Annotated in this window: 15 protein-coding genes; 6 read left to right on the forward strand and 9 right to left on the reverse strand. The window is 63.9% G+C overall.

The features are described from left to right. The first annotated feature begins 87 nt into the window (after positions 1-87). The gene (locus NDO55_RS05770) at positions 88-573 is read left to right on the forward strand and encodes a hypothetical protein (RefSeq protein WP_252113296.1); all 486 of its coding nucleotides are present in this window, start codon (positions 88-90) and stop codon (positions 571-573) included. Here the strand turns inward: NDO55_RS05770 and NDO55_RS05775 are convergent. Further along, positions 537-1,529 carry an energy transducer TonB gene (locus tag NDO55_RS05775; RefSeq protein ID WP_252113298.1) on the reverse strand — a complete coding sequence of 331 codons (993 nt, stop codon included), beginning with the start codon at positions 1,527-1,529 and terminating at the stop codon, positions 537-539. The genes NDO55_RS05770 and NDO55_RS05775 overlap by 37 nt on opposite strands. Before the next feature lie 1,048 nt (positions 1,530-2,577). Here NDO55_RS05775 and NDO55_RS05780 point away from each other — a divergent pair. Further along, complete coding sequence (locus tag NDO55_RS05780) at positions 2,578-4,893, forward strand: ATP-dependent helicase (RefSeq protein WP_252113299.1); 2,316 nt, start codon at positions 2,578-2,580, stop codon at positions 4,891-4,893. A gap of 3 nt (positions 4,894-4,896) precedes the next feature. Here NDO55_RS05780 and NDO55_RS05785 read toward each other — a convergent pair whose 3' ends face one another. The 7 genes from NDO55_RS05785 to NDO55_RS05815 all read right to left on the reverse strand — a co-directional run bounded on the left by NDO55_RS05785 (position 4,897) and on the right by NDO55_RS05815 (position 11,126). Then, entirely contained in the window at positions 4,897-5,685 is a 789-nt protein-coding gene (locus NDO55_RS05785; protein WP_252113301.1) for a LuxR C-terminal-related transcriptional regulator, read from the reverse strand. Continuing rightward, positions 5,685-6,146, reverse strand: a complete 462-nt coding sequence (locus NDO55_RS05790; protein ID WP_252113303.1) for a hypothetical protein — start codon at positions 6,144-6,146, stop codon at positions 5,685-5,687. The genes NDO55_RS05785 and NDO55_RS05790 overlap by 1 nt, the downstream gene beginning before the upstream one ends. A gap of 3 nt (positions 6,147-6,149) precedes the next feature. After that, the gene (locus NDO55_RS05795; protein WP_252113305.1) at positions 6,150-6,710 is read right to left on the reverse strand and encodes a hypothetical protein; all 561 of its coding nucleotides are present in this window, start codon (positions 6,708-6,710) and stop codon (positions 6,150-6,152) included. A 42-nt stretch (positions 6,711-6,752) separates the two neighbouring features. After that, a complete protein-coding gene (locus tag NDO55_RS05800; protein ID WP_252113307.1) occupies positions 6,753-7,154 on the reverse strand; it encodes a hypothetical protein in 402 nt (133 codons plus the stop codon). A gap of 71 nt (positions 7,155-7,225) precedes the next feature. Continuing rightward, positions 7,226-9,211, reverse strand: a complete 1,986-nt coding sequence (locus tag NDO55_RS05805; protein WP_252113309.1) for a serine hydrolase domain-containing protein — start codon at positions 9,209-9,211, stop codon at positions 7,226-7,228. Positions 9,212-9,356: 145 nt separating this feature from the next. Next, entirely contained in the window at positions 9,357-9,569 is a 213-nt protein-coding gene (locus NDO55_RS05810) for a hypothetical protein (protein ID WP_252113311.1), read from the reverse strand. Between the two features lie 312 nt (positions 9,570-9,881). Then, on the reverse strand, positions 9,882-11,126 hold the full coding sequence (locus tag NDO55_RS05815; protein WP_252113313.1) for a serine hydrolase domain-containing protein: 1,245 nt from the start codon (positions 11,124-11,126) through the stop codon (positions 9,882-9,884). 146 nt (positions 11,127-11,272) lie between these two features. On the opposite strand from NDO55_RS05815, the gene NDO55_RS05820 reads away from it, so the two are divergent. The 4 genes from NDO55_RS05820 to NDO55_RS05835 are packed head-to-tail and all read left to right on the forward strand — an operon-like array spanning position 11,273 to position 14,498. After that, positions 11,273-11,584: a LapA family protein gene (locus NDO55_RS05820; RefSeq protein ID WP_252113315.1), complete on the forward strand. Its 312-nt coding sequence runs from the start codon at positions 11,273-11,275 to the stop codon at positions 11,582-11,584. Between the two features lie 14 nt (positions 11,585-11,598). Next, on the forward strand, positions 11,599-12,276 hold the full coding sequence (gene pyrF / locus NDO55_RS05825) for an orotidine-5'-phosphate decarboxylase (protein ID WP_252113317.1): 678 nt from the start codon (positions 11,599-11,601) through the stop codon (positions 12,274-12,276). A 60-nt stretch (positions 12,277-12,336) separates the two neighbouring features. Then, entirely contained in the window at positions 12,337-13,191 is an 855-nt protein-coding gene (gene accD, locus NDO55_RS05830) for an acetyl-CoA carboxylase, carboxyltransferase subunit beta (RefSeq protein ID WP_252113319.1), read from the forward strand. Continuing rightward, a complete protein-coding gene (locus NDO55_RS05835; protein WP_252113321.1) occupies positions 13,191-14,498 on the forward strand; it encodes a bifunctional folylpolyglutamate synthase/dihydrofolate synthase in 1,308 nt (435 codons plus the stop codon). Before accD ends, NDO55_RS05835 begins: the two co-directional genes overlap by 1 nt. Here NDO55_RS05835 and NDO55_RS05840 read toward each other — a convergent pair. Further along, positions 14,495-15,889: an AmpG family muropeptide MFS transporter gene (locus NDO55_RS05840; RefSeq protein ID WP_252113323.1), complete on the reverse strand. Its 1,395-nt coding sequence runs from the start codon at positions 15,887-15,889 to the stop codon at positions 14,495-14,497. The two genes, NDO55_RS05835 and NDO55_RS05840, sit on opposite strands and share 4 nt — an antisense overlap. Positions 15,890-15,947 lie beyond the last annotated feature (58 nt).

Here is a 15,947-nt window from a genome sequence, read left to right on the forward strand (position 1 = left end):
ACCGTCACCGCCCCCCGGCGTTGTGACCGAAAGATTTCTGTGTCGACCAGCCGCGTTCATGGTGGTCGCGTGCCGAAAAGAGGGATCATGTCTAACCGCCCGGATGACGGGAAAGTGCTGACGCGCATGCGTGCTGCGGTCGACCAGACCGAAGCGCGTATCCGTCATGTCGCGGGACAGATCGACAATCGCCAGCTCGAGCGCGTGCTGCTCGATTGCGCCACCAAGCGGAGCGCCCTTGGCGAACAGATTGACGAGGCGATCGCCGAGCATAACGGCGATGCGCTCGAGCAGGACAATTGGGAATGCTGTGCGATCACCGAATTCGATGCGTGCGAGGAAGCCAATCGGACGGGTGACTATTCGGGGCTATTGGAGCGCCTTGCCGATTGCGACCAGCAGGTCGAGACCATGCTGTCCGAGATGATGGAGCAGTCCGACCTCTCGGCCACCGTCCGGCTGGCCGTGCAGGAGGCGCTGCTGCTGCTCGAGGAAACGATCAAGCAGCTACGCCGCATCGTCGAGCGCTCCAAAGGTCATTCGGGCGAGGAAGTGCTCGCGATCAGGAAGTAGCGGAACTCGTAGCCGGCATCGGCTTTTGACAGGTCCAGCTCCTTGGCGAAGATGATCACATCGTCTTCCTCGCAGAGGCGCGAGCCCCATTGCTTCAGTCCGATGAGCGGCCGGTCACCACGTCGCCACGGGACGAAACAGCCTGCCACGCCATTTTCCATGAACCGGAAGACATGGTCATACTGGTGCAGGCGCTCGCTTTCGGCATCCCACAGGATCGGCAATTCAACGCTGTCGACCTTCTGGCGGCCCATCGCCATGCGATACGGGCCGGTCCCGACGCGGCGTGAAAACTCTTCCATCCAGGCCCAGCGGGCCATCTGCTTCTCATCATTATTGCAGTCGCGCGGCTCCTCGCCGTCGCGCGTCACCGTGCAGGCGAGCCTGCTCTGCTCGGCGAGCCGATCGAAGACCATTTCATCGCCGTCCGAAAAGCCGGCTTCCGCCATGCGCTCGCGAAAGCGGCGATCGCTGCTCGATGGTCCTTCGCGATTGTATCCCTGCAGGCGCCAGGCGATGGCCGGGGCGTCCCACATTCCCTTGCCCACACCGCCGCCATAGATGGTCGCCGGCTCGAAGCGCATGTTGCGCATCAGGATATCGCAGGTGGTCGCATCGAGGCTCGCCGACCCCGAACTGGCGCGCACCAGGCAGGCGATCGGCATGCCCTCCTCGTCGATGAACAAATCGGTGTCGGTGCGCCCGACATCGTCATTGGCCGCGGCATCGCGCGGATAGCTGTCCGCGTCGAACAGGCGGATGGGGTCGCTGGTCGGCATTGGCGGCGTCGGCAGCGGGCGCTGCACCAGCACCGGCGGCGGCGGCGCCGACAAGCGTGGCGGCCGCGGCGGCTCGATGTCGCGCGTCGTAATCTGCGGCACCGGCTGCGGCGGCGCGGCTTCCTCTTCCGCCGGCGGATCAACCGCAAGCGAGGCGAACAGCGCCATAAGCATCATCGAATGTCTCCGGAGATCCTGCGAACGCCGTTCGCGTCCGGGTGAGAGTATGACGAATGGGACCGACATCGGCTTCGGGCCGGCAACCCAGGCAAGGCATCGAGAAGAAACGCAAACATACGACAATTCCCGCAATCACATTCGCAACATGGCGCATCGTCCGCCGCTTTAACGCCATCCTAGGGCCGAAAATCTTGATTTCAATTGAACAGGTCTGCGTGTTGGCGCGTAACCACCCGCCAATTAGCTGCGCCTTCGCACACCCCAAAACGAAATGGGGCCCAGCATTGCTGCTGGACCCCACTAGCGCCGAGTTGGTTTGCCGGTCTTGGTTCGGTCTTCCACTTCCGCCCGAAGGCTTCCGTGGCTCCGTCGCCATCCTTGCGCGCCCACTCAGGCGTCGCTCGTCTCCTCCAGGCCTGCCAGCATGACTGGCTACCTCTTGGTTTCCTCCGCTTCTCGCAACATGCAGTTTCCCGCATATCGCTTTCCACTTCGGCTCCCTCCAGATCCGACCCGTCAAGCGGATCGCACCCTGGCGGCGCGTTTGCGGCCCTTCTTGGACCGGGACCTTCTCGCGCCCTTCGTTGCGGGGGCAAGCCTCGCAACGCGGCTGCGTTAGGACACCCGGCTCTTCCGGCGCCTCTGACCGGCTGGTCTGCTCTGCGAGATGATCGGCTTCAACGCTCTCTCCGGTCCGAAGACCTTCGAGGGCTCCCTCGATCGTCGCATCGCATCGCCTGCCGGCGGAGATCGGTGCTTCGGTTCCCTTCCCCCGAGGGGGCCGGGTCGTTTGCCCCGATCACATTTTCAAGATGGTGTGTAAGTGGTTGGTTTTCAACCGCTTCAGAAGTGTTTTTGCCTGTGGATAACGGGGATATCGTGCGTAAGTGGCGCTTTTTTGCGGGCACTACCCCAGAATTGCGGGCCAAGTACCCCCGGTCCAGCCGATTCGCAAGCCCGAATCGCATCCCGCCACCAATGATTCGCACCGAATCGCGTCGAATCGACGAATCGATTCGGATGGGCGCTCGTCCGGGTTGCCCAAATGTTCCCCTCGCCCTACCTGTCACTCGTGACCGAATCTCTACCCCAGAACAGCGACAAGCCCGCTTATCTTGCGCATCTCAATCCGGCCCAGCTCGAGGCTGCGGAAGCGCTGGATGGCGCTGTCCTCATTCTCGCGGGCGCGGGCACGGGCAAGACAGCGACACTCACCGCCCGCCTCGCCCACCTTATCGCCACCCGCCGCGCCTGGCCGAACCAGATCCTTGCCGTGACCTTCACCAATAAGGCCGCACGCGAGATGAAGGAGCGCGTCGCGCAAATCACCAATGGCGCGGTCGACAACATGCCCTGGCTCGGCACTTTCCATAGCGTGTGCGCGCGCATGCTGCGCCGCCATGCCGAGCTGGTGGGCCTCCAGAACAATTTCACCATCATCGACACGGACGACCAGCTGCGCCTTTTGAAGCAGTTGATGGAGGCCGAGCGGATCGACGTGAAACGCTGGCCCGCGCGCCAGATGGCCGGCCTTATCGACAAGTGGAAGAATAAGGGCCTCACCCCCGACCTTATCGACGCCGCCGATGCCGAGGGCTTCGCCGACGGCAAGGCGCCCAAACTCTATGCCGACTACCAGGCCCGCCTCCGCGCCGTGAACGCCTGCGACTTTGGCGACCTCCTCCTCCACATGCTCACCATCTTCAAGAAGCATGGCGACGTGCTGGAGGAATGGCGCAAACGCTTCCGCTACGTCCTCGTCGACGAATATCAGGACACCAATGCGAGCCAGTATGAATGGCTCAAGCTCCTCGCCGCGCCCGAGAACAATATCTGCTGCGTCGGCGATGACGACCAGTCCATCTACTCCTGGCGCGGCGCGGACGTGACCAACATCTTGCGCTTCGAGCGCGACTTTCCGGGCGCCAAGATCGTCCGCCTCGAACAGAATTACCGCTCGACCGGCCATATCCTCGCCGCCGCCTCCGGCGTCATCGCCAACAATTCGGGCCGCCTCGGCAAGACGCTCTGGACCGAAGCGGGCGATGGCGAGAAAGTTCGCGTCCTCGGCGTCTGGGACGGCCCCGAGGAAGCCCGCCGCGTCGGCGAGGAAATCGAGAACCACATCTCCAAAGGCGGCAGCCTCAACGACATCGCCATCCTCGTGCGCGCGCAGCACCAGACGCGCGAATTCGAAGAACGCTTCATCTCGATCGGCATCGACTATCAGATTATCGGCGGCTTCCGCTTCTACGAGCGCGCCGAGATCCGCGACGCCATCGCGTACCTGCGCCTCGTCAACCAGCCCGCCGACGACCTCGCCTTCGACCGCGTCGTCAACCAGCCCAAGCGCGGCCTCGGCGACAAGGCGGTCGCGACCATCCACCAATATGCAAGAGCCGCCGACCTGCCGCTGCTGCTCGCCGCCGCGCAAATGCTCGACAGCGACGAACTCCAGGCCCGCGCCCGCAATTCGCTCGGCCGCTTCGTCGCCGACATCGCCCGCTGGCGCGGCAAGATTGCCGAGCTCTCGCCATCCGAACTCATGCAGCTGATCGTCGAGGAAGCCGGCTACACCGCCATGCTCCAGGCCGACAAAAGCGCCGAAGCGCAGGGCCGCCTCGAAAACCTCTCCGAACTCGCCCGCGCGATGGAGGAATATGACACGCTCGAGAGCTTCCTCGAACATGTCAGCCTCGTTATGGACACCGACCGCGACGCCGATGGCGAGCGCGTCACCATCATGACCATCCACGCCGCCAAGGGCCTCGAATTTCCCATCGTCTTCTGCGCCGGCTGGGAAGAAGGCCTCTTCCCCTCGCAGCGGTCCTTGGACGAAGGCGGCCAGGCCAGCCTCGAGGAAGAGCGCCGCCTGGCCTATGTCGCCATCACCCGCGCGCGGCAAAAGGCGCACATCCTCCACGCCGCCAACCGCCGCATCTACGGCCAGTGGACCAGCTCCATCCCCTCGCGCTTCGTCGATGAATTACCCGAAGAGCATATTGAGAGCGATGCGACCATGAGCGGCGGCGAAAGCCTCTGGCGCGCCCAGTTCAGCGCGCAGGACGACCCCTTCGCCCATGTCGCAAGACCCGCCTCACGCGGCCCCGGCTTCCAGCGCGCCGTCGCCCAGAAAGCCGCCGCCTCCACGCGCACCCGCTCAGCTGGCCCCGCCGACGTCAAGTCGAGCGCCGTGAGCCTCGGCAACAAGGGCCGCGACGATCTCACCCTCGGCATGCGCGTCTTCCACGGCAAGTTTGGCTACGGCAAGATCACCGCGATCGAAGGCAACAAGCTCGAGATCGACTTCGAGAAAGCCGGGCAGAAACGCGTGCTGGATAGTTTTGTGACGGTGGGGTGAGCCTTATTCTGCGCCCAAGTCGGTGATGGTGACGTTGGCGACCTTCCAGCCCGAGCCCACGCGCTCCATGAAGATCCTTTCGGCTTTCTTTTCGCCGCTCAGCATTTCGGTTTCGTAATAGAGAATCTCGACCCCGTCGGTCGGGCGCTCGACCTTGGTGAGGACGCGCTGGAACACCCCGCCCTGGAGCGCGCGGAGCGATACGCCGAAGTCCCACAGCTTGAAGGTGTAGGCATCGCGGAACGTCTCGCTCGCCGCGGCATAGCTGGCCTCGGCATCGCCCGCATCGACCAGCGCCATGAAGGCCGTGGCTTCTGCTGCGGACTCCGCCTGCCCCGCAAGGCCTTGTGACGCGACGGGCACGGCGGCGTCGGCATCTTCCTGCCGCGGCGCCTCGGCGATGGTGGACACGAAAATGGCGCCTGCGGCGGCCAGGATGGTGATGGACATGAAGATCAATCCTTTCCGATACCGGACGAAGCGGGAAGTGCCCCGCTCCTCCTGTCCGGCCATGGATCGATCATCGTCGCCGGCCCCCGCGACGACATCCCCCAACGGCTTGTGCACAAGCGGTTCGGGGTCCGCCTGCTCCGCCTCAGAGAGCAACAGCGCCGCCTCGCGACTGCTCGTCACCTCCAGCTTGCGCCGCGCACTGCGCAGCCGGTCGTTGATGGCATGATGCGACACGCCGAGCGTGCGCGCCGAAGACTTGGCATCATGCCCCGCAATCAGCAGGCGCAGCGCTTCCTTTTCCTTCTCGGAGAGCAATGCTGCGGGATCTGCGCCCGCCATCAGTCCGCAGCCCAGACCGCGACCTCTTCGGCACATTCGCGCACCGCTTCCTCGACGCTATCGCAGAGGAACCCATCCCCGTCGACCAGCGATTGGAAGCCCGCCGACTTGTCGCTCGTCACCATCCGGATGGGCACGATCTTGCCCACCTCTTCCCACTCATAATGATAGTGCCGCCGCAGCACGTCGAACACCTTGCCGATCGAATTGCCCCAGCGATAGATCAGGGCGCGCATGTCCATCACCAGCGCGATCGCCTCCATCCGCGCCATGCCATGCAGGCATTCGAGCGCGATATAGTCGGCATGCTCGCGCCCCCGCGACCCATCGGGCACCTTGCCATGGAAACTGACCACCCCGATCGCCCAGTCACACTTGAACTCGTCCGACCGCACGGACTGCCATCGCGCCTTGATGCCGCGCGGTTTCTTGTAGGGCTTGAGTGGCTTGAGCGTGATCATGGTCTAGCCGAGGCTTCGGCTCATCCACGCCAGCGGTACGATCGAGAGCAGCAGGACCACGACCCAGTCGAGCCAGCGTTTGCGGATGAAAAAGACGGCAAAGAGCAGCGCGATGATGACGATGTCCGCCTGCCGCCGCAACGCATATTGGCCGATCGGTTCGCCGCTGCGGATGACTTCGCTGACATTGAGGACATTGTCGAACACGACCGTGAACAGGAACAGGCCCCAGAGATATTTGCTCTGCGCTTCCCAGAAGGCGCGCAAGTCGTGTCCGGCCGGATCGTCCGCATCGGGAAGCGAGGCGCTCGCCAAGAGGAAGATCAGGACGAGGTTGAAAAAGATGGGCAGGAATTCGCCGATGGTGATGCTGTCGTCCCACGACTGCCCCGCGACCGACCACCAGGCCATGATGACACTCATCATGATAAAGAAGGCGAACAGGAGCGGGAGCGGGTCCCAGCGGACCTTGTGGCGCACGCGCAGCAGGCGATGCAGGCTCGTCAGCTGGTCGGTAATCGCGACCCCGACGATAAGCGATGCGAAGACGATGGCCCCTTCCATGCATGGGACCTTAGCCGCTGCGACCGGGCAGGCAAGCGCCGATCAGGCGAAGAAACGCGCCTCGCTGCGCTCGCCATGCTTGTCCCCGGTCTCGACTTCGCGCTTGAGGCCGAGCAGGCCGCGGCGCAGGCGGCGATAGGGGATGATCCACTCGCTGGCTCCGGCATAGCTTTCGGCATGGACGCGGATCGCCTTGGTCGCGCCGTCGGGCATTTCGGCCTCGAGGTCGACGGCATCCACCACCGCCACGGCGCGGACGATGCCGCCGCGCGCGAGCGCCGCCAATTCTTCTTCCACGGCCTCGATATGGCCCGGCGCTTCCACTCCCTTGGGATCGCCGCCCACCATCACCGCGCCGAACGGCGCAAATTTGCGATCGCCTTCCAGGCGACCGGCTGCTTCGGCTACGCAAAAATCGATCAACGGTTCGAGACTCAGCCCCATTGCCTTCATCCTCCCGAAGGCAACTTATATAACTTTTGTTAACTAAATGCGAGTTAAGGGTTTCATAACGGTTATTTGGCCGGCTCGTAGACATATTCGTGCTGGGCATCGCGCAGCACCAACGTGCCGTCGACCAACTGGTAGCCCAGCCCGCGAACGAAGCCCGGCGCGATCACCACGAAGCTGGTCGAACCGTCATCTTCTTCCTTGGTCGCCAGTTCGACCCGCATGGTCGGCAGGTTGAAGAAGACGCGCTCGCCATCCCTGTCGACCGTCAGCTCACCGAGCACATCGTTGGAATAACGATCGGCCAGCACGGCGGCCGCTTCGGCGGCGGGCGGGATAGCGAGGTCTTCCCAGAATTTGGGCAAGTCCTCCTTGCGCCGCTCGACAGAGCGATCGACATCGTCTGCCGCATCCTCGTCGGCATCGAACGCCAGTTCGAAGAAGCGGTCGAAGCTTTCGGCGATGAGGCCGGTGCCATGGCTCGCATTGGTCAGCATGATGATGGCGACGTTGCGTTCGGGAATGACGAGATAGTTGCTCTGGTATCCAAAGGTCGACCCACCGTGGAAGGTCGTCTTGAGCCCGCCTTCATCGCCCATCATCACGCCCATGCCATAGGCACTGTCGGCGCCCATCTTCACCTGCGGCGCACGGCGGGCCAGCACGGCCTCGGCCGGCATGATGCGGTTGCCGGCGGCGTCGAGTCCCGCCGTCTGCTCGTTGCGGACATAGTCGGCGAAATCCTCGATGCTGGCCCACAGCGCGCCCGCCGGGCGGACCGGCAACAGCGTGCGGTTGGGATCGAGCGGTTCACGCCCTGCTACGCCCTCGCGATTGAACCCGTGCGGCGCGGCAAAATTGCCGTCGGCAAGCACGTCGTCGATCGCGAAATGGACATTTCCCATGCCAAGCGGGCCGAACACCCGCTCCTCCATCGCGAGATCGTAGGCGGCGCCCACTTCCATCTCGGGATGGAGGATCGCGCCGGCAACATAGCCCGCCGCCGAGGCGATGATGTTGTTATACTGGAAAAGCTCGCCAAACTCGGTGGTCGGCTGGGTCTGCGACAGGATCGCGAAGGTGTTGCTCGCCGGCTGCTCCTCTGTTTGCGAGAAGATCCATTCATAATCGTTGCGCGGCAGGCCGGTGCAGGCGCAGATAAGATGCTTGACCAGCACCTCCTTGGAGGTCTCCTCGTCGCCGAGGCGGAAATCGGGCATGTATTGCTGGACCGGCGCGTCATAGTCGACCAGCCCGTCCTCGGCCATCGTGCCGATGAGCAGGGTCGTCATGCCCTTGGTATTGGAGCCGACCATGAAGAGCGTGTCGGTGTCGACCGGCTCGCCCGTTTCCAGATCCTTGACGCCCAGCCCGGCCTGATACTTCACCACGCCATCCTCGATGACCGCGACCGCCGCGCCGGGGACTTCGAGCTTGTCCATCGCATCGACAATGAAGTCGGTCCATTCGCCGAACAGTTCGGCGTCCATTGCCGCCATTTCATTCTCGACGAGGCTTTGCTCCTCGTAATCGGTCGGCTTCAGCCCCTGGTTCCACTCGGCCAGCTGCGACCCCCGGCGACTGGCGGTGGGGATGAAAACCTTGGCGATGATCACCGACCACTCGCCATCCTTCTGCAGCGCTGCGGCTTGTGCGACGCGCTGTTCGGCGGGCGGGAAAGCATAGGTCTTTACCAATGCCCCGTCCCAGCCGCCATTGGCGGGCTGCTCGGCCGATTGGACTGGCTCCAGTGCGAAGTCGGGATCGACAATGGCCCAGGCGGCAGCGATGGCGGCCTCGCCATCTTCCGCGCCTTCGATTTCCAGATAATTGAGGACCGTATCGCCCTCGGGAAGCGTGAAGACATAGCGACCGTCGACAATCTCAAGCGTCCAGTCGTCGGGGATGACATAGGCAACACCGCGCGGCGTGACCTGTGCGCTTTCCTCCACCGCTACCGGGGCGATGGCGTCCTGCGCGGCGGCGGGCATGGCGATGGGCGCGGTGCTCGCGGCAAGCAGGGTCAGGAAGGCAAGGCGTTTACTGGTCATGTCGTATCGTCCCCTCTTGTCGATGTTCGCGCGAGAGGATCGCGGTCCGGGGAGCTGGGGTCAAACCCGTTTCGACTAATGAAAAAGGACGGGGGCCGCATCCGGCCGCCCGCCCTTTTCATTGGGTTGGATTGCGCTTGGTGCGCTAGGCCATCTCGGCCTGCGCGGCGCGCATTTCCGCCTTGCGCTCTTCTTCGGCGGCGCGGAGCTTGTCCGCTGCTACGGCACGATTGACGAGCTTTTCCCAGCTGGCGGCGGCGCGTTCGTGGCGTTCTTTCACCTTCACAAGGTCCGAAGCATCGGCCTTGGCGCGCTCTTCTTCCATACGTTCGATCAGAAATTCGATCTGATGGGCCAAATTGGGTCTCCTACGGTCTTGAGCGACCGGTTGGACCCGGCCGCATTGGGGTCGGGTGTTCAGCTGACGCGAACGAGCGTGATGGTCGTGAAAAGCGTCTCGCTGATGGGGGTGTTCGCCAGAATCGTCCCAGAAGCCCGAGGGGGCAGGATGGCGCGGCGCCGATCGATGGGGGACATTCGAGCGATAGTGGCGATCTTGTAGGACATTACGCGAAAAAACGCAAAAAACCGCCATTTCCGCCGCTTTCGTCACGCCATCGCAACATGGATTGCCCGAAAATCGCCTCATTTGGCCCCGGAGGCGTGCGAATCACCCTGCGGATTCGCCCGATTCTCCAAGGCGCAGCCAGTCCTGCGGCTCCAGTCCGTAGACCATGTCGAAGAGCAGGAATGGCAGGCCATGCGGCTTGCTCACCGAGCTGTTCCAGAGCGCCACGACACCGAATTTGCGCTCGGGGTCAAACAGGATCGTGCCGCGATAGCCATCGACCCCGCCGCGATGCCCGACGACATGATGGCCGGCATAATCATATTGCCGCCAGCCAAGCCCGTAACGCGCATCCGAAAGTCGCTCGCGATAGCGCCGCATCCGCCGCATCTCGCTCGGCGTGTTGACCAGCGGCTCATGCGCCTCGCCCAGCATTTCGGCCGTCAGCACATCGGGGAACAGGCCCATCTGCGCCTGCATCCACAAGGTGAGGTCGACAATGTCACTATTCACCCCGCCCGCCGCCGGGACGCGATAATAGCTGTCGGTCAGCGCAATCTCGCGGGCACCGGCATTATGCGGATGCGCCCAGTCCGGCGCGCTCGTCAGCCCCTCGAGGCTAGCATTGGCACTATCCATACCGAGCGGTGCGAAGAGACGATGCTGGAGCGCAGCCTCATAGGTTTCGCCCGTGACTTTCTCGACCGCTTCGGAGGCGGCATCGAAGGCGACATTCTGGTAGCTCCAGCAGGTGCCGACCGGGCAGATTTGCGGCAGGTCCCCCAAGGAACGGCGAATTTCGTCGGCATCGCCGCCATCTTCCAGCCGGTCGTCATAGGCGTTGCGCCACAGCCCCAGGCGATGGCTCAACACGTCGCGCATCCGCGCCTCGAACTGCGTCCCGCCCTCGAGCTGCAGCGTATTCGAATAATGGGTGACGCTATGGTCGAGGTCGAAGTCGGTTTCGGCATCGAGCTTGGCCGCCATCGTGCCCGCCACGCCCTTGGACAGCGAGGCCCAGCGGAACATCGTCGCGGTCGTGACCGGTTCGCCCGACCCAGCGACGGTCTCGCCAAATCCCTTGATGTAAGCGATTTCGCCATTTTCGACGACGCCGATGGCCAGGCCGACCATGCCACGCTCGTCCATCAGCCGGTCGATGTCCTGCTCAAGTCGATCATAATCGACGCCATCGGTCCGCGCTGGCGCGGCCTGCAGCGGCACCGTGACGATGCGTTCGCCGCGCAGCTCGTCCGCAGCGGCGTCCTCGCCCTCGCTCCAACTGGCAAGTGCGGTACCCAACATGGCAAGCACCCCGACGGCGCCCATCGTAACCTTCCACCCCATAGCCCCCTCAATGTTGCTTGGGTCGCAAATTGGCAAGCGTGACAAAGAGGTTTCGCAGCCGTATCGGAACGGTTCACCGCAAGGCTGGCGATGCCGCGCTCGCGCGCTTATGAAGGCCGCAACAACCGGAAGGACTTGGAGCCCAGATGCGTTTCCTGAACACTTTGCTGTGGATCCTGCTGGCCGTCGCGCTGGCCGTATTCGCGACCGCCAACTGGCATGACGTCATGATCGACCTGTGGGGCGACATGCGCATGGCCATCAAGCTGCCGCTGCTGCTGGCCGTCGCCTTCGGCCTCGGTCTCGTGCCGACGCTCGTCTATTATCGCGCCAAGGTCTGGCGCATTGAACGGCGATTGAAGCAGAGCGAGCGCAACCTTGCCGCGCATCCGACGACGCCCCCGCCCCCATCCGCACCCGCGCGCGAGCGTCCGGTGGAACCCGACAGTCCCTTCTAGGCGTTAGCAGCATCATGGCCGGACCCATCTACGTCGCGATCGACACGCCTCGCCTCGACACTGCCCAAGGACTCGCCGTGGCCGTCAAAAGCCATGCCGGTGGTCTCAAGCTGGGCCTCGAATTCTTCAACGCCAATGGCAAGGACGGGGTGCGCCGCATGGCCGAGCGCGGCCTGCCCATCTTCCTCGACCTCAAGCTGCACGACATTCCCAATACCGTCGCGAAGGCGATCGAGGCGTTGCACCCCCTGCATCCGCGCATCCTCACCATTCATGCCGGCGGCGGGATGGAGATGATGAAAGCCGCGCGCGCCGCAGCGCCCGCCGAAACCAAGGTGGTCGGTGTCACGATGCTGACAAGCCTCGACCAAGACGACCTTGACCGCGCCGGTATTAAGGGATCGCCTGCCGACTATGTGAACCGCCTCACCGACAATGCGCGCGAGGCCGGGCTGGACGGGATCGTCTGCTCAGGCCTCGAAGTCGCTGCGATGAAGAAGCAGTGGAATGACGGCTTCTTCGTCGTGCCCGGCGTGCGTCCCGAGGGAAGCGGTGCGAGCGGCGACCAGAAGCGTGTCGTCACGCCGCGCCAGGCGCTAGACGATGGCGCATCGGTGCTGGTCATCGGTCGCCCGATCACGGCTGCAGAGGACCCCAATGCCGCTGTCGCCGAGATCGCAGCGACGCTCTGATACTGGACTTGGGGCCCGCGCTGGCCTAGCCACGGCGCCAATCAATTCGATGAGGATCAAATGAGCTGGATCGACCGCGTCCGTAACGGCATTCCGTTCCTGCCCAAGCGGCAGAGCGACGACCAATTGTGGCACAAGTGCAAGAAGTGCGAGAGCATGATCTTCACGCGCGAATGGGCAGACAATGCCTATGTCTGCCCGCGCTGCGAGCACCATGACCGGATCGGCGTCAACGAGCGTTTCGAACAGCTGTTCGATGCCCCGCCCGAGCGCCTGTCCAGCCCCGAGGTCCGCGAGGATCCGCTCAAGTTCCGCGATACCAAGAAATATCCCGACCGCATGAAGGCGGCGCGGTCCAAGACGGGCGAGCGCGATGCGCTGATCAACGCCTATGGTGAGATTGACGGCCACGAGGCGATCGTCGGCGTGCAGGACTTTGCCTTCATGGGCGGATCGATGGGCATTGCCGTGGGCGCCGCTATCGTTGCCGGCATCCAGGCCGCGATCGAGCGCAAATGCCCCTACATCCTATTCACCGCTGCGGGCGGGGCGCGGATGCAGGAAGGCATCCTCTCGCTGATGCAGATGCCCAAGACGACGGTCGCGCTGGCGCAGCTCCGCGAGGCGGGCCTGCCCTATATCGTCGTGCTCACCGACCCGACCACGGGCGGCGTGACCGCTAGCTATGCGATGCTGGGCGACGTCCAGATTGCCGAGCCCGGCGCGCTTATCGGTTTTGCCGGCCAGCGCGTCATCGAACAGACGATCCGCGAGAAGCTGCCCGAAGGCTTCCAGCGCGCCGAATATCTGCTCGATCACGGCATGCTCGACATGGTCGTGCATCGCCATGACCTGAAGGCGCAGCTGGCGACGCTGATCGATTATCTGGCCCCCGAGGCGGCCGACGCGGCCTGATGGCTGACGGCGCGCGGTCGGACGATCCCGCCGTCCAGCACCAACTCGACCGATTGATGGCGCTCGGCCATGGCGGCGACCGCCAGGCCTTGGAAGTCATGCGCGGTCTGATGGCTGCGCTCGGCAATCCGCAGGACCGCCTGCCACCCGTCCTCCATGTCGCTGGGACCAACGGGAAGGGCTCGACCATCGCCTTCGTGCGCGCCGCGCTCGCGGCAGCGGGCAAGTCGGTCCACGCTTATACGAGCCCGCACCTCGTGCGCTTCAACGAGCGGATCAGGCTGGGCGGCGATCTCATCGACGACGCCGCGCTCGCCCCCTTGCTCGAGGAGGTGCTGGACACGGCCGAACAGGCAGGTGTGGCACCCAGCTTTTTCGAAGCGACGACAGCTGCCGCGTTCCTGGCTTTTTCGCGGCAGCCGTCAGACGCGCTGCTGCTCGAGGTCGGCATGGGCGGACGGTTGGACGCGACCAATCTGGTCTCGGCGCCGGTGGCGACTGGCATCGCCGCCATCGGGCGCGATCACCAACGCTTTCTCGGTAATGAGCTCACCGCGATTGCCAGCGAGAAAGCCGGGATCGCCAAGAAGGGCGTGCCGCTCGTCGTGCAGGCTCAGGCTGATGGTGCTGTCGTGGCACGCATTGCCGAGATCGCCCATCAGAAAGGCTCTCGTCTGCTCCTGCAGGGCCGTGACTGGAACGTTGCGCCGAGGGACGTGGGCGGATGGACATATACCGACCGGCACGGCGACCTTGCCCTACCCGATCCGAAACTTTCCGGTCGGCATCAGCTCGACAATGCGGGGCTCGCCATTGCGATGCTTCGCCATGCGGACGGATTCGACCTGCCCGACGCCGCCTTCGAGGCCGCGATGGGCTGGGCAGAATGGCCGGCGCGGTTGCAGCGGATCGGGCAGGGTCGCCTACGCGAGCAGCTTGGCGATGTGACGCTGCTACTCGATGGCGCGCACAATCCGGAGGCCGCGCAGGCGGTGGCCCGCGCCGTCACCGGCAAAGTGCATCTCGTCATGGGACTGCTCGCCAATCGCGACCCGATGGCCTTGCTCACGCCATTCGCGCGTCGACTACAGAGCTTCACCGCCCTGCCTGTCACCGGCCATGAACATCACGACCCGCAAGCGCTCGCCGCAATGGTCGATGGCACCGACAGCAAGGCAGTGCCCGACTTTGCCGCAGCCTTCAAACGGCTCGCATCGATTGTGCAGCCCGGCGACACCGTGCTCGTCATGGGCTCGCTTTATCTGGCGGGCCGTTTCCTCGACGAAAACGGTACGCCGCCTAACTAGCCCTTGGGTTTGAGGTCGGCTTCCGGCTCGGATGCCGGCACGACTTCCTCGACCGCTTCTTCACCGTCCACGCCCGGCTGGCGCACGCTTTCGACGACGAAGCCCTTCCTCCACATGATGCCAAGCAGGATGAGGCCGGGAATGGCGACGAGCATGGTCGCGATCCAGAACCACACCCAGCCGAGACCTTCGGCGAGATAGCCGGCGGGCGCGGCGAGCCAGGTGCGGCCGACAGCGGCAAAGCTCGACAAAAGCGCGAATTGCGTTGCGGTATAGGCAAGGCTCGACAGGCCCGACAAATAGGTCACGAACACGGTGAGGCCGAGACCCGAGGAGAAGTTCTCAAACCCGACCGCGAGGCCGAGCATGAAGACATTGTCGCCCATCGACGCGAGGATCGCGAACAGGAAGTTGGTGATCATCATGAAGACGCCGCTGACGAACAGCGCCTTGCCCATGCCGAGCCAGTAGATGAAGGGCGCGGATACGGCGGCGCCGGCAATCAGCGCCCAGAAACCGACCAGCTTGTTGGCGGCGATATAGTCGGTGTCGGAAAAGCCCAATTCGTCGATCATCGGGCCGAGCATCACCTGCCCCATCGCATCGCCCACCTTGTAGATGAGGACGAAGAGCAGGATGAGGACGGCGCCGCGGCGCGAGAGGAATTCCTTGAAGGGCATCCACACTGTTTCCTTGAGCCATTGGCCAACGGTGCGACCGGCGAGCTCCTTGGCGCGATCGACATAGCGGCCGGGGCCCGCAAGCAAGGCAGCGATGGCTGCCGGCAGGACGAGGAAACCAGTAAGGCCGTAGGCAACCGCCCAACCGAAGCCCGCGCCTTCCTGGCTGGCCAGGTAGATGGTGCCCGCGCCGGCCAGCAGGTTGCCGAAGCGATAGCCGAACTGGTTCATCGCGGTGCCGTAGGGCAGCTCCTCATCGGACAGGATCTCGATGCGATAGGCATCGATGATGATATCTTGCGTCGCCGACAGGAAGGCGACGACGATCGCCCAGAAGGCGAACGTGCCGAGATTGCCATTGCTGGGGTTGGAGGCACCCAACTGCCACAGCGCCATGAAGAGCAAAGCCTGAATGAAATAGAGCCATGCGCGGCGCTGTCCGAACGCCTTGGTGAGGATGGGTAGCGGCACCTTGTCGACCAAGGGAGCCCAGAGGAATTTGAGCGTGTAGGGGGTGGTGAGGCCGATGGCGAAGCCGATGGTCGATTTCTCGATCCCGACCTTCGACAGCCAATAGGTCATGGTGGCAAGCAGCAAGGTCAGCGGGAAACCCGAGGAAATGCCGATCAGGCCCGCCGTCAGCGGCATCGGCCGGAAGTAAGGCGCAAGCCCCGAGAAAAATCCGCCCTTCTTCGCTGCCGCTGTCGCCATGCACCCACTCCCTTCAATTCAATTCGATTGCCGCCACGCTAAGCGCTCCTCACGCTGG

It is taken from the genome of Sphingomicrobium sediminis, assembly GCF_023805295.1.
Classification (GTDB): domain Bacteria; phylum Pseudomonadota; class Alphaproteobacteria; order Sphingomonadales; family Sphingomonadaceae; genus Sphingomicrobium; species Sphingomicrobium sediminis.